Source organism: Actibacterium mucosum KCTC 23349, assembly GCF_000647975.1.
GTDB classification, from domain to species: domain Bacteria; phylum Pseudomonadota; class Alphaproteobacteria; order Rhodobacterales; family Rhodobacteraceae; genus Actibacterium; species Actibacterium mucosum.
Genome location: NZ_JFKE01000003.1, coordinates 162,390 through 185,672, shown reverse-complemented (window position 1 = coordinate 185,672; position 23,283 = coordinate 162,390). Strand labels below are relative to the sequence as shown.

The 23,283-nt window shown below is 61.3% G+C and carries 27 protein-coding genes, 1 tRNA gene and 1 riboswitch; of the genes, 25 read left to right on the top strand and 3 right to left on the bottom strand.

The window, feature by feature from the left end; translation table 11 throughout:
- The first annotated feature begins 22 nt into the window (after positions 1-22).
- The 3 genes from ACMU_RS07480 to ACMU_RS07470 all read left to right on the top strand — a co-directional run bounded on the left by ACMU_RS07480 (position 23) and on the right by ACMU_RS07470 (position 2,020).
- Positions 23-526, top strand: a complete 504-nt coding sequence (locus ACMU_RS07480) for an OmpA family protein (protein ID WP_236626225.1) — start codon at positions 23-25, stop codon at positions 524-526.
- 11 nt (positions 527-537) lie between these two features.
- Positions 538-837 (top strand): hypothetical protein, encoded by a 300-nt coding sequence (locus ACMU_RS07475; protein WP_035258028.1) that lies wholly within the window; start codon positions 538-540, stop codon positions 835-837.
- A 151-nt stretch (positions 838-988) separates the two neighbouring features.
- Positions 989-2,020, top strand: coding sequence for a PhoH family protein (locus ACMU_RS07470; RefSeq protein WP_035258026.1), 1,032 nt, complete (start codon positions 989-991; stop codon positions 2,018-2,020).
- Here the strand turns inward: ACMU_RS07470 and ACMU_RS07465 are convergent, their stop codons facing one another.
- Entirely contained in the window at positions 2,021-2,701 is a 681-nt protein-coding gene (locus tag ACMU_RS07465; protein WP_035258024.1) for a hypothetical protein, read from the bottom strand.
- A gap of 97 nt (positions 2,702-2,798) precedes the next feature.
- Between ACMU_RS07465 and ybeY the strand changes: the two genes are divergently transcribed.
- The 4 genes from ybeY (at position 2,799) to metK (ending at position 6,951) form a co-directional block, all read left to right on the top strand.
- On the top strand, positions 2,799-3,287 hold the full coding sequence (gene ybeY / locus ACMU_RS07460) for an rRNA maturation RNase YbeY (RefSeq protein ID WP_035258023.1): 489 nt from the start codon (positions 2,799-2,801) through the stop codon (positions 3,285-3,287).
- Positions 3,288-3,326: 39 nt separating this feature from the next.
- Positions 3,327-4,208 (top strand): hemolysin family protein, encoded by an 882-nt coding sequence (locus ACMU_RS07455; protein WP_035258021.1) that lies wholly within the window; start codon positions 3,327-3,329, stop codon positions 4,206-4,208.
- On the top strand, positions 4,192-5,697 hold the full coding sequence (gene lnt / locus ACMU_RS07450; RefSeq protein ID WP_152544550.1) for an apolipoprotein N-acyltransferase: 1,506 nt from the start codon (positions 4,192-4,194) through the stop codon (positions 5,695-5,697). The genes ACMU_RS07455 and lnt overlap by 17 nt, the downstream gene beginning before the upstream one ends.
- Before the next feature lie 33 nt (positions 5,698-5,730).
- A riboswitch (SAM-SAH riboswitch) is annotated at positions 5,731-5,779 on the top strand.
- A gap of 5 nt (positions 5,780-5,784) precedes the next feature.
- Positions 5,785-6,951 (top strand): methionine adenosyltransferase, encoded by a 1,167-nt coding sequence (metK, locus tag ACMU_RS07445; RefSeq protein WP_035258019.1) that lies wholly within the window; start codon positions 5,785-5,787, stop codon positions 6,949-6,951.
- Between the two features lie 26 nt (positions 6,952-6,977).
- On the opposite strand, the gene ACMU_RS07440 is transcribed toward metK, so the two are convergent.
- A complete protein-coding gene (locus ACMU_RS07440) occupies positions 6,978-7,502 on the bottom strand; it encodes a hypothetical protein (protein WP_035258016.1) in 525 nt (174 codons plus the stop codon).
- A gap of 94 nt (positions 7,503-7,596) precedes the next feature.
- Here ACMU_RS07440 and ACMU_RS07435 point away from each other — a divergent pair, with 94 nt between their 5' ends.
- From ACMU_RS07435 to ACMU_RS07345, 18 genes are all read left to right on the top strand, one after another.
- Positions 7,597-8,232 carry a COG3904 family protein gene (locus ACMU_RS07435; protein ID WP_081805438.1) on the top strand — a complete coding sequence of 212 codons (636 nt, stop codon included), beginning with the start codon at positions 7,597-7,599 and terminating at the stop codon, positions 8,230-8,232.
- Between the two features lie 2 nt (positions 8,233-8,234).
- Positions 8,235-8,969: a helix-turn-helix domain-containing protein gene (locus ACMU_RS07430; RefSeq protein WP_035258014.1), complete on the top strand. Its 735-nt coding sequence runs from the start codon at positions 8,235-8,237 to the stop codon at positions 8,967-8,969.
- A 68-nt stretch (positions 8,970-9,037) separates the two neighbouring features.
- Entirely contained in the window at positions 9,038-9,418 is a 381-nt protein-coding gene (locus ACMU_RS07425; RefSeq protein WP_035258012.1) for a VOC family protein, read from the top strand.
- 83 nt (positions 9,419-9,501) lie between these two features.
- Positions 9,502-10,215, top strand: a complete 714-nt coding sequence (trmB, locus tag ACMU_RS07420) for a tRNA (guanine(46)-N(7))-methyltransferase TrmB (protein WP_035258009.1) — start codon at positions 9,502-9,504, stop codon at positions 10,213-10,215.
- A 79-nt stretch (positions 10,216-10,294) separates the two neighbouring features.
- Complete coding sequence (locus tag ACMU_RS07415) at positions 10,295-11,347, top strand: amidohydrolase family protein (RefSeq protein ID WP_035258007.1); 1,053 nt, start codon at positions 10,295-10,297, stop codon at positions 11,345-11,347.
- Between the two features lie 324 nt (positions 11,348-11,671).
- Entirely contained in the window at positions 11,672-13,024 is a 1,353-nt protein-coding gene (aroA, locus tag ACMU_RS07410; protein WP_035258004.1) for a 3-phosphoshikimate 1-carboxyvinyltransferase, read from the top strand.
- Positions 13,021-13,626, top strand: coding sequence for a (d)CMP kinase (locus ACMU_RS07405; RefSeq protein ID WP_035258002.1), 606 nt, complete (start codon positions 13,021-13,023; stop codon positions 13,624-13,626). Before aroA ends, ACMU_RS07405 begins: the two co-directional genes overlap by 4 nt.
- A gap of 376 nt (positions 13,627-14,002) precedes the next feature.
- Positions 14,003-15,682: a 30S ribosomal protein S1 gene (gene rpsA, locus ACMU_RS07400; RefSeq protein ID WP_035258000.1), complete on the top strand. Its 1,680-nt coding sequence runs from the start codon at positions 14,003-14,005 to the stop codon at positions 15,680-15,682.
- Between the two features lie 312 nt (positions 15,683-15,994).
- Positions 15,995-16,285, top strand: a complete 291-nt coding sequence (gene ihfB / locus ACMU_RS07395) for an integration host factor subunit beta (RefSeq protein WP_035257997.1) — start codon at positions 15,995-15,997, stop codon at positions 16,283-16,285.
- Between the two features lie 3 nt (positions 16,286-16,288).
- A complete protein-coding gene (locus tag ACMU_RS07390; RefSeq protein WP_035257995.1) occupies positions 16,289-16,648 on the top strand; it encodes a lipopolysaccharide assembly protein LapA domain-containing protein in 360 nt (119 codons plus the stop codon).
- A 9-nt stretch (positions 16,649-16,657) separates the two neighbouring features.
- The gene (locus ACMU_RS07385; RefSeq protein WP_035257993.1) at positions 16,658-17,320 is read left to right on the top strand and encodes a phosphoribosylanthranilate isomerase; all 663 of its coding nucleotides are present in this window, start codon (positions 16,658-16,660) and stop codon (positions 17,318-17,320) included.
- A gap of 61 nt (positions 17,321-17,381) precedes the next feature.
- Positions 17,382-18,629, top strand: a complete 1,248-nt coding sequence (gene trpB / locus ACMU_RS07380; RefSeq protein WP_035257991.1) for a tryptophan synthase subunit beta — start codon at positions 17,382-17,384, stop codon at positions 18,627-18,629.
- A 220-nt stretch (positions 18,630-18,849) separates the two neighbouring features.
- Positions 18,850-19,218 (top strand): hypothetical protein, encoded by a 369-nt coding sequence (locus ACMU_RS19625; RefSeq protein ID WP_051588140.1) that lies wholly within the window; start codon positions 18,850-18,852, stop codon positions 19,216-19,218.
- Between the two features lie 73 nt (positions 19,219-19,291).
- The gene (locus ACMU_RS07370) at positions 19,292-19,576 is read left to right on the top strand and encodes a hypothetical protein (protein ID WP_035257989.1); all 285 of its coding nucleotides are present in this window, start codon (positions 19,292-19,294) and stop codon (positions 19,574-19,576) included.
- 21 nt (positions 19,577-19,597) lie between these two features.
- On the top strand, positions 19,598-20,092 hold the full coding sequence (locus ACMU_RS07365; protein ID WP_035257987.1) for a helix-turn-helix transcriptional regulator: 495 nt from the start codon (positions 19,598-19,600) through the stop codon (positions 20,090-20,092).
- Positions 20,093-20,440: 348 nt separating this feature from the next.
- A tRNA-Arg gene (locus ACMU_RS07355) sits at positions 20,441-20,515 on the top strand.
- 385 nt (positions 20,516-20,900) lie between these two features.
- Complete coding sequence (locus tag ACMU_RS07350; protein ID WP_051588138.1) at positions 20,901-22,034, top strand: slipin family protein; 1,134 nt, start codon at positions 20,901-20,903, stop codon at positions 22,032-22,034.
- Between the two features lie 60 nt (positions 22,035-22,094).
- Positions 22,095-22,838 (top strand): Stf0 family sulfotransferase, encoded by a 744-nt coding sequence (locus tag ACMU_RS07345; RefSeq protein ID WP_035257983.1) that lies wholly within the window; start codon positions 22,095-22,097, stop codon positions 22,836-22,838.
- 71 nt (positions 22,839-22,909) lie between these two features.
- On the opposite strand, the gene ACMU_RS07340 is transcribed toward ACMU_RS07345, so the two are convergent.
- Positions 22,910-23,278 carry a DUF2237 family protein gene (locus ACMU_RS07340; RefSeq protein ID WP_035257982.1) on the bottom strand — a complete coding sequence of 123 codons (369 nt, stop codon included), beginning with the start codon at positions 23,276-23,278 and terminating at the stop codon, positions 22,910-22,912.
- Positions 23,279-23,283 lie beyond the last annotated feature (5 nt).

Here is a 23,283-nt window from a genome sequence, read left to right as displayed (position 1 = left end):
CGGAGTTTTCCTGTCGGCTGCTGTGGCCGCGTCGCTTGTTGCGACAGCGTCTGTCGCGCAGCAGCGTAAAGAGCGTTACGTGCCGGGAATCTGGGTTGATCCGGATGGCTGCGAACACTGGGTGATGGATGATGGCTGGGAGGGATTCATGACCCCCCACGTGAACCGGGATGGTATTCCTGTCTGCCGCCGTGGCAACACCTGCGGTGTGATGCCCTCGGATCAGCTGTTTGCCACCGACAAGTCGCATATCAACGCGGCCGGGCGCCAACGGTTGGCCAGTTTCTTTCAATCCTCTTCGGCCCGTGCCTTCGTGATCACAGGCCACACCGACGCCCGCGCTTCGGATGAATACAACATGGGCTTGTCGCTGCGCCGCGCCAATGCGGTTGCCGCCGTTGGCCAGTCGGTCGGCGCCAATATCGTGGATGTGCGCGGCTATGGCGAGCGTCAGCCCGTTGCCACCAACCGTACCGCCGCCGGCATGCAGAAGAACCGGCGCGTCGAGATTATTTGCATTCGCTGAGGGAGCGGAACATGACGATTGTTAAAGGATTGCTGCTGGCAACGGTCACACTCAGCCTCTCGGCATGTGTCGGCTCCAAGCAGAACAAAACCGTAGACCGCGGTTTGGACGCCAAGCCGCTGACCGAATTGAAGGCCGGTATCTGGACCGACCCGAACGGTTGTGACCACTGGATCATCGATGACGGCATCGAAGGTTACCTGTCGCAGCGGCTGGACCGCTATGGCAAACCGGTCTGCTCGGGCGCAGGTGAACCCGGCACGGCCGTGGGTGGCTTCAAGTCGGGTTCGGGCATCGGCGACCCGGTCTGACCGACCGTCAACATTGACACCAAGAACCGCGCCCATTTTGCCCCGGGCGCGGTTTTTTGATTCAAATCTGTGAAAGATCGCGACTGCCTCTTGCGTTATTGGCACGGCCCAGCCACCATATCTGTACAGGTTTAATCTCAAGAGGCTATATTTGGGCTTTTCTGCACCCACCCCCCCGTCTCAGCCGAGCGACAACCACGAAGTGCTGGTTGAGTTTCCCGACAACCGCCTTCTCATTGATCTGTGTGGGGAATTTGACAAAAACCTTGCACGTATCGAACAGAAACTGAGCGTGCATATCCTGCGTCGCGGCAACCAATTGGCGATTGTCGGCGAGGGTGAGATGCGTGAACAGGCGGTGCAGGTTCTTGAGCAACTTTATGCCCGGCTCGAATCGGGCAAAGCGCTGGAAAGCGGTGACGTGGATGCCGCGCTGCGCTTTGGTGACACGGGCGCTGACACCGGCGTGCGCGACGGTGATCAGATCGAGATGTTCAAAGGCGACGCGGTCGAGATCAAGACACGCAAGAAGCTGGTCGAACCCCGCACGCAGGCGCAAAAGGCCTATGTGAAGGCGCTGTTTGACAACGAACTGGCCTTTGGCATCGGCCCGGCGGGCACCGGTAAAACCTATCTGGCCGTGGCGGTGGGCGTGAACATGTTCATTGGCGGCCACGTGGATCGTATCATCCTGTCGCGCCCTGCTGTCGAAGCGGGCGAAAAGCTGGGCTATCTGCCCGGCGACATGAAGGACAAGGTCGATCCTTACATGCAGCCGCTTTACGACGCGCTGAACGACTTTCTGCCGGCCAAGCAGGTGGCCAAGCTGATCGAAGAGAAAAAGATCGAGATCGCGCCGCTGGCCTTCATGCGCGGGCGCACGCTGTCGAACGCGTTTGTGGTGCTGGACGAGGCGCAGAACGCCACGACGATGCAGATGAAAATGTTCCTGACCCGCCTGGGCGAGGGCAGCCGCATGGTGATCACCGGCGACCGGTCGCAGGTAGACTTGCCGCGCGGGGTGCAATCGGGCCTGCGCGATGCCGAAAACCTGCTGTCGGGCATCAAGAACATCGCCTTCAACTATTTCACCTCCAAAGACGTCGTCCGCCACCCGCTGGTCGCCAAGATCATCGAGGCCTACGACGCCGCCGACGCCAAGGCCGTCTCGCAGACGAAGTGACTACCACCACGACCCGCTTTTGCCGTCGCTCAAGTGGGCGCGCACGTAATCGGGCAACGGCCAGGCATTGCGGTCCATGCCACCGATGGGGCCACGCGGCCCGTCGCGCCAGGCAAAGTCGTGCAGTTCGGGATGCACTGTCACCTCAATCCGGGTCAGGGCGTCTTCGACTTGAGACTTGGTCTTTTCGATTTCTTCACCAACCGACTGTGCGGTGACAGCACGCTTCGCACTGCTTTTGCCGCGGCCGAACAACATCCAAAGGCTGCCACCAACAGCAAGGGCCGAGCCAAGAACAAGGGTCGGGATAACCCCACGCAGCGACAACAAAGTCGCCGCACCCAAGTCCCAGCCAAAACTCAGCCAGCCGCTGCCCGATTTCTTCTGTTGGGCCAACGCGTTACGCATGTTGTCAAATTCAGTCGCGAAAACCTCGCGAAATTGGCGCGCAAATTTCAAACGGCTGAAGTCGTCGCGCCCTGCGAACAGGTGAAGCTTTGGTCGCGCAAAAAATCCAGCATTCGACGCGGATACGAACTCTTCAAAATCGAAAAGGAAAAAGTAATCCTCGGGGTCGCGCGAGTTGTGGATGACATAAACCGCAACCGGCACCTCCTTGGTCAGGCTGGGCAGCTGAATGCGGTCCAGACGATCCAAAAGGCGTTTTCCGAATGTGTGCATAGGTTTACTCGTGATGGTCTGTTCAACAGCTAAGAAGCCAGCGCGAGTCGCACAAGAGCCATTCCCACGAGCTTTATGGTGCGCTAGGGAATTGGTCATGGATATCGACATTTCCATTGACAGCAACCATTGGGGCGCAGCCCAGCTGCAGGCGCTGGCCGACCGGTTCTGCGCGGCGACCCTGGCGCATCTCAAGCTGGACCCCAACGCGTGGGAGATCAGCTTGCTGGCCTGTGACGACGCGCGGATTGCCGTGTTGAACGGCGATTTCCGGGACAAACCGCGCCCGACCAATGTGCTCAGCTGGCCGTCTGCCGAACGTGGCGCCGCCGCCGATGGGGCAATGCCCGCGCCGCCAGATGGGCCCGATCCGGAGCTTGGCGACATTGCCATTGCCCATGAAACCTGCACGCGCGAGGCGGTGGAACAGGGGAAGACATTTGATGCGCATGTGGCCCATCTTCTGGTGCATGCAACCTTGCATCTGTTGGGTTTTGACCACATTCGCCCCGGTGATGCCGCGCTAATGGAAGGTTTTGAGGTGGAAATACTTGCATCTTTGGGCCTTCCGGACCCATATGAATAGCGCAGGGGCCGTGGGCCGCTGGGTTTTTGGTAAGGAAAGATGGACGTAGAGACCGACGGGTCGTCTAATGCGGCGCGGAGCGCGCCGGACCCGGACATACAAAGTAAACCCGGATTAATCAGCCGGCTTTTCGGCGCGCGTAATGCGCCCGAAGACACCGGCGTTGACATTCCCACAAATGGAACCGCCGTGAATGGCGCCGCACAGACCACCGGATTGGGGCAACTGACCCGACTGCGCGTGGACGATGTGGCGATTCCCAAGGTCGAGATCGTTGCCGTGCCCGATGACATCTCGAAGGACGAGCTGATCGCCACCTTCCGCGACAGCGGCATGACCCGCCTGCCGGTTTACGATGGCACGCTGGACACCCCGCTGGGCCTGGTGCACCTCAAGGACCTTGCACTGAAATTCGGGTTCAACGGCGGCAATGGCGATTTCAACCTGCGCGCGCTGATGCGCCCGTTGCTGTTTGCGCCGCCTTCGATGCCCATCGGTGTCCTGATGCAGAAAATGCAGTCGGAACGGCGGCACATGGCGCTGGTGATCGATGAATATGGCGGTGTGGACGGTCTGCTGACGATCGAGGATCTGATCGAACAGGTTGTGGGCGAGATCGAAGACGAGCATGACGCCGACGAGGTTGCCCTTTGGGTGCAGGAGAAACCGGGCTGCTACATGGTGCAGGCCCGCGCGCCACTGGATGAGTTCGAGGCCGAGATTGGCGTCAAGCTTCTTGAGGCAGAGGACGAGGAAGAGGCCGACACGCTGGGCGGACTTGTCTTCATGCTGACCGGGCGTGTGCCAACCCGCGGCGAGGTTGTTGGCCACCCCTCGGGCGCCGAGTTCGAAGTGATGGATGCCGATCCCCGCCGGATCAAGCGCCTGCGTGTTTGGGTGCCGGATGTCGCCAAGGGCTGACGGGCTTTGGGCGCGCGGGGTGCCCCGCCGCTTGATCCTTCCCGCATGTTTTCTGTCAGGGGCGGTGGCGGCCACGGGGCTGGCGCCCTTGGGGCTGTGGCCCTTGGCTTTGCTGGGGCTTGCTGCTGTGCTTTGGCTGGTCGGGCAGGGCGAAAACAGCCGCGCAACAGCACGTCGCGCCTGGGTCGCGGGGGCCGGTTATTTCGCGCTGGCGCTGGCCTGGATTGTCGAACCTTTCCTGGTGGATATCGCCAAACACGGCTGGATGGCCCCGTTTGCACTTTTGCTGATGTCATTCGGCCTGGCGTTGTTCTGGGCCGTGGCGGGGACACTGGCCGGATGGCTGGGCACGGGGTGGCGGTCGCGGATCGCGCTGTTCCTGCCGGCCCTGGCCCTGATGGAGCTGTCGCGGGGATACGTCTTTACGGGTTTTCCGTGGGCCTTGATCGGCCATCATTGGATTGACACACCAGTGGTGCAACTGGCGGCTTTTACCGGCGCGCACGGGTTGTCGGCGCTCAGCTTGCTGGTGGTGGCTTTGCCGTTGCTGTGGGGCGCGCGTGGTTTGGCGGGGGGCGTTGCGGTGGTCGCAGCCGTGTGGGTTTTCGGCACCCTGCAACCGGCACCACCCGCGGCGCCCGACGCCCCAACCCTGCGCCTCGTGCAACCCAATGCCGCGCAGCATTTGAAATGGCGCCCTGATATGGTGCCAGTATTCTGGCGCCGGATGATGGCCCAAACCGCTGCCCCCGGTGCACCCGACGTGGTGATCTGGCCCGAAACCTCGGTGCCGTATTTCCTTGAAAACGCCGATCAGGCGCTTGCGGCGATGGCCCAGGCCGCTGACGGCACACCGATCATCGCCGGTATCCGTCGCTGGCAGGAAAACCGGATCTATAACAGCCTGATCGCCATCGACCCGCTGGGCCGCGTCAGCCACCAATATGACAAGCACCACCTTGTGCCCTTTGGCGAGTATATGCCTTTTGCGGCCACCTTTGCGCGGCTGGGTATCTTTGGGCTGGCGGCGGAAGACACATCCGGCTACACGCCCGGGCCAGGTGCGGCCGTGCTGAACCTGGGCGGCGCGCTGGGCACGATGTTGCCACTGATTTGTTACGAGGCGATTTTCCCGCAGGATCTGCGCGCCGCGCCCACCCGGCCCGACTGGGTACTGCAGATCACCAACGATGCATGGTTCGGGCGGTTTTCGGGGCCGTACCAACATCTCGATCAGGCCCGCCTGCGCGCGGTCGAGATGGGATTGCCCGTTGTGCGTGTCGCCAATACCGGGGTGTCAGCGGTGATCGATGCGCGGGGTCAGGTGACCCACGCGCTGGCGCTGAATACCGCCGGTTTCCTCGACGCGCCTTTGCCCGCCGCCTTGCCCGAAACGCCCTATGCCCGGATCGGTGACGCGCCGGCGGGTGGTGCGTTTTTGTTGCTGCTTGGGTTGATCATCGCCTTTCGCCGTCGCCTACCTCATTGACCCGGCCCTGTAACCCGCGTAACAGCCATCTAGCACCTGCCCCAACGGCTTCCTGACGGGGTGGGAAAAATCTATCGGAGCATTTTCATGACACGTCAGAACTATCTCTTCACTTCGGAATCCGTTTCCGAGGGCCACCCCGACAAGGTCTGCGACCGCATCTCGGATGCCGTACTGGACGCGTTCCTTGCCGAGGAGCCGCAGGCCCGAGTGGCGTGTGAAACCTTTGCCACCACCAACCGCGTCGTGATCGGCGGCGAGGTGCGCGGACCGCAATCGGTGATGGACCGTGTCGAAGACATCGCCCGCGATTGTGTGCGCGACATCGGCTATGAACAGGACGGGTTCCACTGGCAGAACATGTCCGTGGACAACTACCTGCACGAACAATCCGCCCATATCGCGCAAGGCGTGGATGCCGGTGACGCCAAAGACGAAGGCGCGGGCGATCAGGGCATCATGTTCGGCTATGCCGTGAACGAGACCGAGCATCTGATGCCCGCCCCTATTCACTATGCCCACGCGATCCTGCGCCGTCTGGCCGAGGTGCGCAAAGACGGCACCGAGCCCGAGCTGGAGCCCGACGCAAAATCGCAATTGTCGGTGAAATACGAAAACGGCAAGCCGGTGGGCGTCACGTCGATCGTGCTGTCAACCCAGCATAAATCCGAAAGCACCGACAGCGCCGCGATCCGCGCGATTGTCGAGCCCTATATCCGCGAAGTTCTGCCCGAGGGTTGGATTTCGCCGGAAACCGAATGGCACGTGAACCCGACCGGCGTGTTCGTGATCGGTGGGCCGGATGGTGATGCGGGCCTGACCGGGCGCAAGATCATCGTGGATACCTATGGCGGTGCCGCACCCCATGGCGGCGGCGCCTTCTCGGGCAAAGACCCCACCAAGGTGGACCGCTCGGCCGCGTATGCCGCGCGCTATCTGGCCAAGAACGTTGTGGCCGCTGGTATGGCTGAACGGTGCTGCATTCAGCTGAGCTATGCCATTGGTGTCGCCAAGCCGCTGTCGATCTATGCCGACACCTATGGCACCGGCCAGGTGGGCGAGGCCGAGATCGAACAGGCGCTGGCCAAGGTTATGGACCTGACCCCGCGCGGCATCCGCGAGCATCTGGGCATGAACCGCCCGATCTATCAGCGCACCGCGGCATATGGCCATTTTGGTCGCGCGGCCGAGGCTGATGGCGGCTTTGGCTGGGAGAAAACCGATCTGGTCGATGCGCTGAAATCTGCAGTGTAATCGACGGGCCTAGGGGCAAGACGGGCCTACAGGCAGGGTGTGCGCACCAGTTTCAGATAGACATTGTGGGGGAAATCACCGCGCCCTTTGCGGTATTTCACCTTCTTCACCCGAAAACACTCATGCGCGCCTGCCAGGGCGCGCATTTTTGATGTGACATGGATGTCTGCGCGTCCCGGCGTCGGCTCGTCCCCGTTCGAGGCCGTGGCGTATACCAGATCGCCAGGTAACAGGTTAAGCTGTTTCAGAACAAACGCCACCGCCGCGTCGTTATCGGCCACCTGGATGCCGGCAAAGTCGTTCCGTTCTGACCACAGAAAATTGTAGAAATTATTGGCCCGCGTGGATTTCACGATGGCGCCGTTTTCTTCGGAAATTTGCATTTCGGTTGCAAAATACCATGCTTTCACGCCGAATGTTTCCACCAGAATCCGCTCGACCGGTGGGGCGACGAAGAAGGCGATGGTGCCGCAAATGGCCACCATTGTCCCGATTTCCCTAATAAACGCGATGCTTTCGGTTGCCCGCACGATCCAGCTCTGCCCGGCCATTCCGGCTCCTCCCACCCTTGTGCGCCCCGCAGGCTTGATTGCCCGGCCTTTGCGCGCGTAACGTGCATTCAAGGGGAGTGAGTTGGGGATTTCAATGATTTACCACATGTTCCGCGCCGCGTTTATGGGCGCATTGGCTTTTGCGCCGCTGTCGGGCTTCGCGCAGGAGACCTCCAAGTTTCAGGTCAAGGGCGATACGCTGTTCTTTGATACCGAAAGCGAAGGCAACGAGTCCGAGATCGTCAGTGCAGATGCTGATACCATGCGGGCGCTTCTGCGCGACAATCCTGCCATCAGGAATGTCGATCTGAACAGCGGCGGCGGCAGCTATTTCGCCGGGTTCGAGATGGGCGAGGTGCTGCTGGATTTCGAAGTGAACACCCATGTATCCGGGATCTGTTCCAGTTCATGCGTCTACATCTTCCTTGGCGGCCTCAAACGCACGCTGGCCCGCGGCGCGCGGATCGGGTTTCATCAGAATTCGTGGTCGGCAGAGTCCATCGAACAGTTCTATACCTCCAAGACCGAAGCCTTCGGTTGGGCCTCGCCTTATGAATTTGCCGAATGGATGTACGAGGACACGCAGCAGGAAACCTATCTGGAACTGCAATATTACCTCGAACGCGGGGTTGATCCGGTCTTTGCCGTCGAAACCATCCGCAATCAGGGCGACAATGTCTGGTACCCGCGCCGGTCCGAGTTGCTCGAGGCCGGGTTGCTGACCGAATAACCATGTACGAGCCCACAGGGCATGGCCGCGACAAGGTTGTCAACGACGTGGATTTTGCCGAAGCCGCGCCGCCCGCTGACCTGCAGGCAGTTGTGCACCGGGCGCTGCGTGTGCAGACCCGCGCACCGCTGGCCACCGATTACCGGTTTCACGCGCTGCCCGATGCCTGCGCCTATGTGGTGCTGAACCAGCGTGACCCGGCGATTGCCGGGGTGACCCGCCTGCGTGCCTCGTCCGAGGAACTGAACCTTGGCCGCGATTTTCATTTCGTCAACATGCGCCTGCTGCCCGGCGTGTGGCAGGGTCCGCGGCTGTCTTACGGGCAGGTGGAGGCCCCCTATGACGGTGATTTGCCGCTGCTTGCATTGAACCGGTCCATCGCCGGGCACAGCTTCGACACCGCGCTTCCGGCACTTTGGGATTTCGCCCGCAACCTAGTGGGGCAGGGGCTGCTGAAACCCAACCCGGTGACTCAGGCAATCTTTGCCCGGATCGTCGACATTCACTCGGTGGCCGACATGGCCGCGGTGGCGGGCCTGTCCACCCGACAGTTGCAACGTGTGTTGAAATCCACCGCCGGGTTCACCCCGCATGACTTTCTGAAGGTCCTGCGTCTGCAACAATCGCTGCGCGGCACGCCGTCGCTGTCTTATGCGGACCAGTCCCACTTCATCCACGCCTTTCGCCGTGCCACCGGCTATACCCCCGGTCAATACGCGCGCAAGTTCAATGTCTGAAATCTACAATACCGGCTTGGCGTCCCCTGATATCCCGCCCCCGAAGGCAACCCAATCAGGAGACCAACATGTCCAAAATGAATGCCATTGGCTGGTTCGATATCTTCGTTACAGACCTTGACCGCGCGGTTGCGTTTTACCAAGCGGTTCTGGGCTGCCATATGGATCCGATCGAAGACCCCACCGGCGAGACGCAGATCATGAGCTTTCCGGCTGACATGACCCAATACGGTGCAGGCGGCGCGCTGAGCAAATCCGCCCATGCAGGTCCGGGTGTCGGCGGTACCATCGTTTATTTCAACTGCACCGATTGTGCGGTGCAACAGGACCGCGTGCAGGATGCTGGCGGGCAGGTTGTGCGCCCGAAATTCTCGATCGGGGCGCATGGGTTCGTGTCGCTATGCATGGATACCGAAGGCAACATGTTCGGGCTAAGCTCGATGGCGTGATGCCCTGCGCGGGTCAGTTGGGGGGCGGTTGGGGGCCAGTTGGGGGATTGTGTGCACGGCCGTGCGGCGCTACATCCGCGCGCATGAGCACCGACAAGCACCCCTCTGGCGCGCCATGGCGCAACTTCTACGGCCGGTTTCGTGGCAAAACCCTGCGCGACAGCCAGAAAGAGTATCTGGAAAACGACCTTGCCGAATTCGCGCCGGGTCCGGTGACATGGGACGAAAACCCCGACCGCACCCCTCTGGATCTGCAGGCGCTGTTCGGTGACCGCGATATCTGGCTTGAGGTTGGGTTTGGTGGGGGCGAGCATCTGGTGCATCAGGCCGCTGAGAACCCCGATGTCGGCATCATCGGTTGCGAGCCTTTCATCAACGGGGTGGCGATGCTGCTGGGCAAGCTGCGCCAGCAGCAATGCGACAATGTCCGCATTCATCCCGGTGACGCGCGCGACATGTTCGACGTGCTGCCCGACCGCTCTTTGTCGCGCGCCTTCCTGCTTTACCCTGATCCCTGGCCGAAAAAGCGCCACCACCGCCGCCGCTTCGTCACGCCCGAGCATCTGGAACCGCTGGCCGCCAAGCTGAAACCGGGGTCGATCTTTCGCGTGGCCACCGACATCCCCGATTACGTGCGCCAAACGCTGGAACAGGTGCCGCGGCACGGGTTTGAATGGCTGGCCGAGCATCCCGATGACTGGCGCGTCGCCTGGCCCGACTGGTATTCAACCCGGTATGAACAAAAAGCGCTGCGCGAAGGCCGCACCCCGCACTACCTGACCTTTGTTCGCACCTAAGTGATGACGAAACGTCATCCGGGCGTGGTAAGCTGGGCCTATTCACCCCCGGTTTTTTCCGCGTTTCAGGTACGTTTTCATGAAGATCATCAATTGCCACATCCACACATTCACCACGGCCCATGTGCCGCTCTACTTTCCGTTTCAGGCCGTCGCCGCGTTTCGCAAGATGCCCGGTCTGGTGAAACTCCTGCGCTGGGTCACATCGATCCTGCCATGGGAGAATCTGCACGACTGGATGTTGCGGATGGAGAATTTTCACGACACGTCGCGCCGCCGCTGCCAAGAGGACATCCTGCGCGAGGTTCTGTGCCACTACCCCGGTGACACCAAATTCGTGGTGTTGCCGATGGACATGGCCGAGATCGGGTTTGGCCCGGTCGAAGAAGACATTGACGAACAACACGACGAACTGGCCGAAATCTGTCGCAAGGACCAGTTCAAAGATCGTGTGATTCCCTTCGCCTCGGTCTTTCCACCCCGCGCCAATGCCGCGTCCGAGTTTCGCCGCTGCGTTGAAAACCACGGTTTCAAGGGGTTGAAGCTTTATCCCAAGCTGGGATTTGCCCCCGATCACCCGGTGCTGATGAACGAGATCTATCCCCTGTGTGTCGAACACAATATCCCGGTGGTGAGCCATTGCTCGCGCGGCGGGGTCTATGGCAAAGGCTGGAACGGCGCGCGTGGTGACGCGGTGACCGATCCGCACGCGTTCCTGCCCGTGCTCAAGGCATTTCCCGACCTGCGGGTATGCCTGGCGCATTTCGGCGGCGATGCGGAGTGGGCCGATTACATGAACAAGGGGTTCGATCCCCTGAACCCGGCGGCGCGCCGCGAAAACTGGGTGGCCGCCATCGCCGACCTGATCCGGTCGGGGGATTATCCGAACCTCTATACCGACATCTCTTACACGATCTTCAAGTTCAACGAATACATGCCGTTGCTGGCGCTGTTCCTTGAAGATCCGAAGTTGAAGGAACGTGTGTTGTTCGGGTCCGATTTCTACATGACCCGTCAGGAACACCTGTCGGAAAAGGCTGTTTCGATCCGTCTGCGCGAACATCTGGGCGAAGATTGCTTTTGTCAGATCGCCGAAAAGAACCCGCGCGTCTGGCTGGGCGAGGAGGCGTAGGTTTGACTAACCCAGTTCTTGGTGCTTGACGCGAAAGACCGCGGGGTGGCGATCAAACCCTGGTTTCGAAGCGCTTTATGGTGCCTCATACCTGCAAGGGGTTTGTCGCGCGGTGCGGGATGCAAAATCGCCAGCCCTCTGGGGCGGTCTGGCGCACTCGGTGTTTCCTTCTGAAACACCTGTTGCCAATGGATCAGCCGGGCCCCTGCGGCGCTGTTAACCGGCTGTGAGCGCCCGTTCGCGCCGGGTACGTAAAATCGCGGTGGAATCCCGCGCGCGAAGCCGTTAAGCCTGCGAGCGCAAACAACCAAGGAGCCCCGCCGCATGTCCGCACATGGCGATCCGATCCCGATGACCTCGCGCAAGGCTGCCCCCCTGAAAGGCGTGGCCCATGTTCCCGGTGATAAGTCGATCAGCCACCGGTCACTGATTTTCGGGGCCATGACCGTGGGCGAGACGCATATTACCGGCCTGCTGGAAGGCCAGGACGTGCTGGACACCGCCAAGGCCATGCGCGCCTTCGGGGCCGAGGTCACACAGCACGGGGCAGGGGAATGGACGGTCTCGGGCGTTGGCGTCGGCGGCTTTGCCGAGCCTGAGGACGTGATCGATTGCGGCAATTCGGGCACCGGGGTGCGGTTGATCATGGGGTGCATGGCCACATCGCCCATTACCGCCACCTTCACCGGCGATGCCTCGCTGCGCTCGCGCCCGATGGGCCGCATCACCGATCCGCTGGCGCTGTTCGGCGCGCAATCTTATGGCCGTCAGGGCGGCCGCCTGCCGCTGACCATCGTGGGGGCCGCCGATCCGGTGCCCGTGCGCTATGCCAGCCCCGTGCCCTCGGCCCAGGTGAAATCGGCGGTACTGCTGGCCGGTCTGAACGCCCCCGGCGAAACCGTGGTGATCGAGAAAGAGGCCACCCGCGACCATTCCGAACGCATGCTGGCCGGTTTCGGCGCCGAGATTTCGACCGATCTCACCGACGAGGGCCGCGTCATCACCCTGAAAGGTCAGCCCGAGCTGTCGCCGCAATCCATCGTGGTGCCGCGCGACCCGTCCTCGGCCGCCTTCCCGGTCTGCGCCGCGCTGATCGTCGAAGGCTCGGACGTTTTGGTGCCCAATATCGGGCTGAACCCGACGCGCGCCGGCCTCTTCACCACTCTGCGCGAAATGGGCGCCGACCTGACCTATGAAAACGAACGGGTTGAGGGCGGCGAGCCGGTGGCCGACCTGCGCGCCCGTTTTTCGCCCGACATGAAAGGCATCGAAGTACCGCCAGAACGCGCGCCCTCGATGATCGACGAATACCCGATCCTGTCGGTAGTCGCCTGCTATGCCGAGGGCAAGACGGTGATGAAAGGCGTGAAAGAGCTGCGCGTGAAAGAAAGCGACCGCATCGACGCCATGGCGCGCGGGCTGGAGGCCTGCGGCGCCACCATCGAAGAGGATGAAGACACCTTCATCGTGCACGGCATGGGCCCCGGCGGCCTGCCCGGCGGCGGCACTGCCGAAGCACGTTTGGACCACCGGATCGCCATGTCGTTCATGTGTGCGGGTATGGGGTCGCAGAAACCGGTTTCCGTCGACGACGCGGGGCCGATTGTGACCTCGTTTCCGATCTTCGAGCCATTGATGCGTGAGCTTGGCGCGCAGCTGGTGCGCAGGAACGTATGAGCTTCACCGTCGCGATTGATGGCCCCGCCGCAGCGGGCAAAGGCACGATCGCACGCGCGGTGGCTGACCATTTCGGCTTTGCGCATCTGGATACGGGGTTGCTGTACCGGGCGGTTGGCGCGCGGATGCTGACCGGCGTGGACGCCATAAAGGCCGCAAAGGCGCTGCGCCCCGAGGATCTGAATGGTGATCTGCGCACCGCCGAGATCGCTCAGGCCGCCAGCAAGGTGGCCGTGATCCCCGAAGTGCGCGCGGCACTGGTCGACTTTCAACGCGCCTTTGCCCGCAGGGCAGGGGGCGCGGTGCTGGATGGGCGCGACATCGGCACGGTGATCTGCCCCGATGCAGACGTGAAACTGTTTGTAACGGCCTCTGATCAAGTGCGGGCCGAACGCCGGTTTCTCGAACTGGCTGCAAAAGGCGCCGAAACCAGCCGCGCCAAGGTTCTGGCCGATCTACGTGAACGCGACGCCCGCGACAGCGCGCGCGCCACGGCGCCCCTGACGGCGGCGGCGGATGCGCTGGTGCTTGATACGTCCGAAATCTCGGCCAAAGACGCCACTGCTGCTGCCGTTGCGCATATTGCCAAATTGCGCGCCTGAAGGCGCATTTCTTTATCTCGCCTGTCGCCAAGGGCTCCATGCTCGGGTTGCCGCCTGCGGCACCAGCGGCGACAAACCAGAACCTGGCCACTTGCGGCAACCCGAGGCGTCGCAAGGCGCCGAGACCAATGGCGTATGGCCGCCAGGCCATTCCTTTTGACAGCGCCCCCCTTGCCTCCATGCTCAAACGCCTCTATAGAAACGCCCGTCAACAAGGCGAAAACGCCACAGCACAGAGAATTCGAGCAGGGTCGGGTCCACCGGCCCTCTTTGTTTTGTGGTTCGTCCAGACCAACCGGCCCGCTGATGGGCGCCAACCAAGACCGGCGGAGACAACCGCGCGGCCAGAAACATGTGTAAAGGAAACCGAGACCTTATGGCTCAAAACGCATCGATGGAGGAATTCGAAGCCCTCCTGCAAGAAAGCTTCGAAATTGACACGCCCGACGAGGGCTCTGTTGTCAAAGGCCGTGTGATCGCTATCGAAGCTGGTCAGGCCATCATCGACGTCGGCTACAAGATGGAAGGCCGTGTCGAGCTGAAAGAATTCGCAAATCCCGGCGAAGCCCCCGAGATCGAAGTTGGCGACGAAGTTGAGGTGTTCCTCGACCGCGTGGAAAACGCCCGTGGCGAGGCTGTCATCAGCCGCGACAAGGCCCGCCGCGAAGAAGCCTGGGACCGCCTGGAAAAAGCCTATGCCGACGACGCGCGCGTCGAAGGTGCCATTTTTGGCCGCGTCAAAGGTGGCTTTACCGTCGATCTGGGCGGTGCCGTGGCCTTCTTGCCCGGCTCTCAGGTTGACGTGCGCCCCGTACGCGATGCCGGCCCGCTGATGGGTCTGAAGCAGCCCTTCCAGATCCTGAAAATGGACCGCCGCCGCGGCAACATCGTTGTCTCGCGCCGCGCCATCCTGGAAGAAAGCCGCGCCGAACAGCGTGCCGAAGTTATCGGCAACCTGGCCGAAGGTCAGGCCGTGGATGGTGTCGTCAAGAACATCACCGAATACGGTGCCTTCGTGGATCTGGGCGGTGTCGACGGCCTGCTGCACGTCACCGACATGGCCTGGCGCCGTGTGAACCACCCGTCGGAAATCCTGTCGATCGGCGAGACCGTCAAGGTTCAGGTCATCAAGATCAACAAGGAAACCCACCGTATCAGCCTGGGCATGAAACAGCTGCAGGACGATCCGTGGGATACCGTTGCCGCGAAATACCCGCTGGAATCGGTGCATACCGGCCGCGTCACCAACATCACCGATTACGGTGCCTTTGTTGAGCTGGAAGCCGGCGTCGAAGGTCTGGTGCACGTTTCGGAAATGTCGTGGACAAAGAAGAACGTTCACCCGGGCAAGATCGTGTCGACCAGCCAGGAAGTCGAGGTCATGGTTCTGGAAATCGACGGCGCCAAGCGTCGCGTTTCGCTGGGCCTGAAACAGACCATGCGCAACCCGTGGGATGTGTTCGCCGAAACCCACCCGGTCGGCACCGAGGTCGAGGGCGAGGTCAAGAACATCACCGAGTTTGGTCTGTTCATCGGTCTGGACAACGACATCGACGGCATGGTTCACCTGTCGGATCTCAGCTGGGACCAGCGTGGCGAGGAAGCCATGCAGAACTACCGCAAGGGCGACGTGGTCAAAGCCGTTGTCACCGAGGTGGATGTCGACAAAGAGCGCATCTCGCTGTCGGTCAAAGCCCTGGGTTCGGATCAGTTCGCCGAGGCCGTTGATGGCGTCAAGCGTGGCTCGATCATCACGGTCGAAGTGACCGCGATCGAAGATGGCGGCATCGAGGTGGAATACGAAGGCGCCAAGTCCTTCATCCGCCGTTCCGACCTCAGCCGCGACCGTGCCGAGCAGCGCCCCGAGCGTTTCGGCGTGGGCGACAAGGTCGACGTGCGCGTCACCAATGTCGACGCCAAGTCGCGTCGTCTGGGTCTGTCGATCAAGGCACGCGAGATTGCGGAAGAGAAAGAGGCCGTCGAACAGTATGGCAGCTCGGACTCGGGTGCATCGCTGGGCGACATCCTGGGCGCCGCTCTGAAGGGCGACGAATAATCCCGAACACGCCCTCGGGTGTGAACAAAGTTCATTTTGGGCCCCGCCAGAAATGGTGGGGCCCAAATCTTTTTGACCCGAATCGAGTACCTTGTTTCCCCGAACTAGGTCCGGGGCGGACCCAAATTTGCGCCATGCCGCGCCGCAGCAGTCGCCTTTAACGGTGAAATTAATGGCGGCAACGCCATGTTTCCCCCATTTTTCAATGGTTTCTGTTTCTCACGCAGGAAAAACACGCCTATAGTCGACGGGTAAAATACGTTGCCAACAAAGGGGCCAGAATAGGCGCCGATAACAGGGGGATGATGCTCGATGATCCGGTCGGAACTGATCCAGAAGATTGCTGATGACAATCCGCATCTTTATCAGCGGGATGTTGAGCGCATCGTGAACACGATTTTTGAAGAGATTATCGGTGCCATGGCCGATGGCGACCGCGTGGAACTGCGCGGTTTTGGCGCCTTCTCTGTCAAGAAACGCGATGCCCGCACTGGCCGAAATCCGCGCACCGGTGACGCGGTAGAGGTTGAAGAAAAACACGTTCCGTTCTTTAAGACGGGTAAGCTGCTACGCGACCGTCTCAATGGAATCGAACCGGAATAACTCATGTTTCGTTATCTTAGGTATCTGATCTGGGGTCTGTTGGCCCTGGTACTTGTCGTCGTGGCCCTGGCCAATCGTGGTCCGGTCACGCTGAACCTGCTGCCGGCTGAAATGGCCACCTTTGCGGGGTTCAACCTGTCGCTGCAACTGCCGCTGTTCCTGGTGGTGCTGGCCGCGGTGGTGGTTGGCCTGCTGGTTGGCTTTGGCTGGGAAGGCCTGCGCGAAATGCGCATCCGCGGTCAGCGCAACCGCGCACAGCGCGACGCGGCCAGCCTGAAACGCGAAGTGGATCGCCTGAAAGGCAGCCCCAAACAGGCCGACGACGTGCTGGCCCTGCTTGAGGATGGCGGCAAGGCCGGGTAAACCGGCTGCATGTCACAGCAAACCCGTGTGAAAATCTGCGGTCTGAAAGACACCGCCCATATCGACGCCGCCGCGCAGGCTGGCGCGGCCTATGTGGGCTTTGTCTTCTTTCCCAAATCGCCCCGCAACGTGTCCATCGCACAGGCGGTGCCTCTGGCCGGGCATGTGCCGCTGGGCGTGGCCAAGGTGGCGCTGACCGTGAATGCCGACAATGACGCGCTGGACGCGATCACCGGGGCCGTGCCGCTGGACATGCTGCAGCTGCACGGGGCCGAGACACCGGCCCGCGTGGCCGAGGTGAAGGCGCGCTATGGCCTGCCGGTGATGAAGGCCATCGGCGTGGCCGAGGCCGCCGACCTGGCCCAGATCGACGAATATGCCCCCGTGGCCGATCAATTGCTGATCGACGCCAAACCCGCCCCCGATTCCGACCGCCCCGGCGGCAATGGGCTGCCCTTTGACTGGCAATTGCTGGCAGGCCGCAAATACTGGACGAAACCGTGGATGCTGTCGGGCGGTCTGACGGCCGATAATGTCAGCCGCGCCATCAACCTGACCGGTGCCAAACAGATCGACCTGTCCTCGGGCGTTGAAACTGCGCCGGGCGTGAAAGACGCGGGCCTGATCCGCACCTTTATGGACGCCGTCAAAGGCCCGCCCGCCCTGCGCTGAGCCGCTTGCGCTCGGCCCCGTGCTTCACTAGGACATTCCTAACATCTTGAGGGAACGCGCCATGCCGAACGATCTTTTCAACAGCTTCATGACCGGCCCCGACGAAAACGGCCGGTTCGGCGATTTCGGCGGCCGGTTCGTCAGCGAAACCCTGATGCCGCTGATCCTGTCGCTTGAGGAAGAATACGACCGCGCCAAGGATGACCCCTCGTTTTGGGCCCAGATGGATGACCTGTGGGAACACTATGTCGGCCGCCCCAGCCCGCTTTACTTTGCCGAGGGCCTGACCAAGCATCTGGGCGGCGCCAAGATCTATCTCAAACGGGACGAGCTGAACCACACCGGCGCGCACAAGATCAACAACGTGCTAGGTCAGATCCTGCTGGCCCGCCGCATGGGCAAAACCCGCATCATCGCCGAAACCGGCGCCGGGCAGCACGGGGTGGCCACCGCCACCGTCTGCGCCAAGTTTGGCCTGAAATGCGTGGTCTATATGGGCGCGCATGACGTTGAACGGCAGGCCCCGAACGTGTTCCGCATGCGCCTGCTGGGGGCCGAGGTGATCCCGGTAACCTCGGGCCGCGGCACGCTGAAGGACGCGATGAACGACGCGCTGCGTGATTGGGTGACCAATGTGCGCGACACGTTTTACTGCATCGGCACCGTGGCCGGCCCGCACCCATACCCCGCCATGGTCCGCGACTTTCAGGCGATCATCGGCAAGGAAGCCAAGGCGCAGATCATGAAGGCCGAGGGGCGCTTGCCCGACACGATCATAGCCGCCATCGGCGGTGGCTCCAACGCCATGGGCCTGTTCTTTCCGTTCCTCGACGACAAGGATGTGCAGATCATCGGGGTCGAGGCCGGCGGCAAAGGCGTAAACCAGAAGATGGAACATTGCGCCAGCCTGACCGGCGGGCGCCCCGGCGTGCTGCACGGCAACCGCACCTACCTGTTGCAGGACGATGATGGTCAGATCCTCGAAGGCTTCTCGATCTCGGCGGGTCTGGACTATCCCGGCATCGGCCCCGAACACGCCTGGCTGCACGAGATCGGGCGCGCGCAATATGTCTCGATCACCGATGTCGAAGCGCTGGAGGCGTTTCAGCTTTCCTGCCAGACCGAAGGCATCATCCCCGCGCTGGAGCCCAGCCACGCGCTGGCCCATGTGATGAAGATTGCCCCCGAACTGCCCGCCGACCACATCATCATCATGAACATGTGCGGACGCGGCGACAAAGACATCTTCACCGTCGCCCGCCACCTGGGCTTTGACATGTCCGGCCCCGAGGGTCGCTCGGTCGAATAGTTCAAACTTCGCCGGTTTCGTGGGCCCAAAGTTGAAAACCTCGCCTTCACCGGGCGGGGTTTTTTGTAATTTTACCATAAACCAAAGTTTATGGCCCTCATTCGCCGGTTTATGACGCTGCCCCTAACCCTGTGGCATATTTTTTTTCGGCGGCCGGTTCGCCAGGCTTTTCCCACAGGCAGCGCAAAAGGCGCAGCCGAAAACGGGAAAGGACCCCATCATGAAACTGTTTAAACTTAGCGCAATCTCGGTTTCGGCCGCCTTGCTGGGCACCAGCGTTCTGTCTCAGTCAACCGACCCGGTTGCCGATGCAATTGTCGCGGATCTGACCAGTGCCGGTTACTCGCAGATCGAAGTGATCCAGACCAAAAATGGTTATGAAATTGAAGCGGTTAGCGCCACCGACGAGATCGAACGGACATACGATGCCGCAGGTAATCTTCTATCCGAGGAATTGGAACCCCTCGACGACGAAGATGACGACGACGCGGACGACGACGACGAAAATGAAGAAGATGATGATGATGACGAGGACGAAGATGACGAGGACGAAGATGACGACGAGGATGAAGACGACGACGATGAATGATCATCTAACACGTTGATCTTGTACGACCTTCCCTGTTCCGCTTTAGTGGGGCAGGGTATCTGACGGAGGTTCCATGACCCGCCACATCGCTATGTTGGTCCTCGTTTCAGCGTTGTGCGCACCGGTGGTTGCTGGGGCGCAGACGCCCTATGTCGACCGGATCGTCGCCCAATTGCTGGCTGACGGATACGCTGACATCGAGGTTTCACGCACGTGGTTGGGCCGTTTCCTGATCGAGGCTGAACGCAACGGTCATGAACGTGTGATCGTCGTGAACGCGCGTACCGGCGAAGTTCTGCGTGACGTTTGGCAGCTGGACGATGACGGGCGCGAAAACGGAGACGACGATGACGATTGATTGTTGTTGCGGTGGCCGCGAATGAACCGACAAGTCATTGTCTTTGTTGTGATATTGGTAATTCAGGCGATCTGCACCCTATTCTTTCTGTCCGACCTGCTGTCCAGCTTGATTGGCCTTCGGGCCCGGCCGTTGAACTGGCAGTTGCGCGAATTGATGGAAATCGCAGCCGCCGGTGGGCTGATCCTTGGCGGAGTGTTGGCCTTTGTCCTGTTGCGCGGTTCTCTGCGCGAGGCCCGACAGGCGCGCACCGCTCTGCGGGCTGCTTCGGGGGCCTTCGCCGACGTTTTGGAAGAACATTTTCAGGACTGGGCACTGACCCCTGCCGAACGCGATGTCGCTCTGTTCGCCATTAAAGGACTCAGCACGCACGAGATTGCCAAAACCCGCAACACGTCCGAAGGCACAGTGAAAGCCCAGACCGCCGCGATATACCGCAAGGCTGGCGTTACTGGACGACCTCAGTTGCTCAGTCTGTTCATCGACGAATTGATGGATGAAGGTCTGAGGATCTGAATTCTGAATTCGGCAATTTTCGACATGCCTGGCAGACCGGATCGGCGTTCCTTCGGCCGTGATTTGCCATTCGGCTTTGCAAAAGTTGCGCAACGTTGAAATAATGTTGCGCCCGCGCAACGGGTGCATTTGCCGCAAAAATTACTTTACCGCGAATCCAGTTTCGCCGCCTAAAAGGGCGCCCTGTCCTGACGGGCATATCCTAGCGGGTCGGAGGTGATCACTCCCCCGGTGCGGACGGCGCTGCCGGTTCCGTATGCCAGGAATGTCGTGAATGGACGGTTATTCGAAGCTCAATGGATAGAGCAACAGATTCAGGTTCTGTGGGTTGAGGGTTCGAATCCCTCCGAATGAAGTAGCTCAATTGGATAGAGCGCTAGACTACGAATCTAGAGGTTCCGGGTTCGACTCCCGGCTTATTGAACGCGTCTCGAAAGAACGCACCATATCGGTTCCGGGGCTGCCTTGCGGGGTGGTCCGTGCGTCAAGGGTGGCCTTCGGGCGACCTGCGATGCGGGCCCGCCACGCTCTGGCCTTTGGCCGGGCAGCTGGGCGCGGCAACCGGGCAAGGGCAACCCGGCCGGGTGGGTTTCGATCCATCCCACGCCGCGCCGCCCGGTCCCCGCGTTGTCGCCCCCTTCGGCCCCGCCTCTGGCCACGGCAAAGGCGGCCCCGGCGCCCTTCATTTTCGTCCGCGCAATCCCGCGTGGATGTCACACCTGTCACCCGTTCCGGGTGCAACCAACTGAAACCAAAAGGAGAATGCGTTTGCGCGGTTAGCGAGACGAAGAAGAAGGAGATGTAACCAATGACGTATTTGTTTGAAAAAATGCTGGGCTACCAGCGTGTGATCGTGGCCGAGACCAAGCGTGTGCTTGTTCTGCAAAAAGGCCGTTTCGTCGATATTCTGGGCCCGGGCGAGCACCGTCTGAAGGCGCGGAACCTCGACATGCACTCCTTCGCGCTGAGCGATCTGCGCTTTGACTCGCATCTTGAACAGCCGCTGCGGAACACCCGCCCGGACCTGGTTGAACGCCATTTCTTCGAGGTTGTCACCGGCCCGGACGAGGTGGCCGTGGTGGCCCGTTCGGGGCGCGCCCATGCGGTGGTCAGCCAGGACAAGCAGATGTTGTTCTGGAAGGACGCCGCCGACTGGTCGGTGGAAATGGTGCCGCTGGGCGAGCGCCACGAGGTGCCGGCCGAACTGGCGCAGCGTCTGATGCGCTCGGGCCTGACCAAGCAGATGGTCGCGACCGAGGTGGCCGAGGGCAAGGTGGGTCTGTTGACCGTGGATGGCGTGTTTGACCGCGTTTTGCAGCCGGGCACCTATTGGTTCTGGATGCTGGGGCGCAAGCACCTGGTGAAACAGGTCGATCTGCGCTGGCAGATGCACGAGGTGAACGGGCAGGAAATGCTGACCCGTGACCGCGTGACGCTGCGGGTGAACATCACCGCCGATTACCGTGTGGTTGACCCGGTCAAGGCGGTGCAGTTGGTGAAAGACTTCGCCGAAACGCTGCACCGGGCGCTGCAACTGGCCTTCCGCAAGACGCTTGGCGCGCTGACGCTGGACGCTTTGCTGGCTGACAAGGTCAGCGTCGATGCCGAGGCCGCCGAGGCCGTGCGGGTCGAAATGGCCGGGATCGGCATCGAGCTGGGCGAGATCGCGTTGAAAGACGTGATCCTGCCGGGCGAGATGCGCGAGATCCTGAACCAGGTTGTGACCGCGCAGAAAGAGGCCGAGGCCAACGTGATCCGTCGTCGGGAAGAGACGAACGCCACGCGTTCGCTTCTGAACACGGCCAAGGTCATGGCCGAGCATCCGGTGATGATGCGCCTGAAAGAGCTGGAAGCTCTGGAAGCCGTCGCCGACAAGGTCGACAACCTGACCGTCCTCAGCGGGACCGAGGGGTTGATGAACGACCTTGTCAAAATGCGCTGACAAAGCCCCGTCCGGCCCCGTGCCGGGCGGGGTGTTACATTGCGGTGTTAAAGGCCCGGCATGACTAAATTCGCGTCCTATATTCTGTGCACCTCGCCCCGCAGCGGCAGCACTTTGCTGTGCGATCTTTTGGCCCGCAGCGGTGTGGCCGGTCACCCTGAATCCTATTTCCACCGGCCCGAAATGGCGTCATGGGCGCGCGGTGTCGGCCTGCCTGAAACCGCGCCCTTTGCCGATATCCTGCGGGCCGCGATCGGGCAGGGCCGCGGGGATGCCGGCGTGTTCGGCCTTCGCCTGCAAAGCCACAGCCGGGTGGTGTTCCTTGAAACCCTGGCACGCGAAACGGCGGCTGGGGCGTGCGATCTCGACCTCCTGCAATGCGCCTTTGGCCCCACGGCCTTCATCTACCTGAACCGCGACGACAAGGTGGCACAGGCGGTGTCTTATCTGAAAGCCACGCAATCGGGTCTGTGGCACCGGGCCCCCGACGGGTCCGAGATCGAACGCACCGCCCCCCCGGAACAGCCCCGCTATGACGCCGCGTTCATCGCCAAGAACGCGGCGCAGTTCGCCGATGACCATGCCGGCTGGAACAACTGGTTCGCGGAACAGGGGATCGAACCCCTGCGCCTGACCTATGACGCGCTGTCCGCCGATCCCATCGGTGAACTGCGCCGGGTTCTGGAACATATCGGTCAGAATCCCGATGCCGCGAACGCGGTTCAGATTGGCGTCGGCAAGCTGGCTGATCAACAGAGCCGCGACTGGATCGCGCGGTTCAAGGCCAGCCATCCGGCCGGGTGAAAATCTTTAAACTATGGCCTTCGGGCGGCAGTGAAAGTTTAAGAACCCCGTTAAACTTTCCATGGCACCGGTCACACCGCGTGGGATTGCAAAACGTCCAACGGCACCACCTCCAACGCCCGCTGGTGGGTGGCTCGCAGGCTGACCTTAGGGGCGCAACCCTCGTCATGGGCTTGCAGAAAACGCGCTGCGCACAGGCACCATTGGTCGCCCGGTTTCAGGCCGGCGAAATGGTATTCGGGGCGCGGGGTGCTCAGGTCATTGCCTACATATTTGGAATAGGCCAGAAACTCGGCCGTCATCACCGCACAGACCGTGTGGCTGCCGGTATCCGCCGCGCAGGTATTGCACGCCCCATCGCGGAAAAACCCGGTCACCGGGTCCATCGAGCACGGCTGCAATTCGGTTCCTAATGCGTTGATAGAAGGGTCTTTTTCCATAAAAG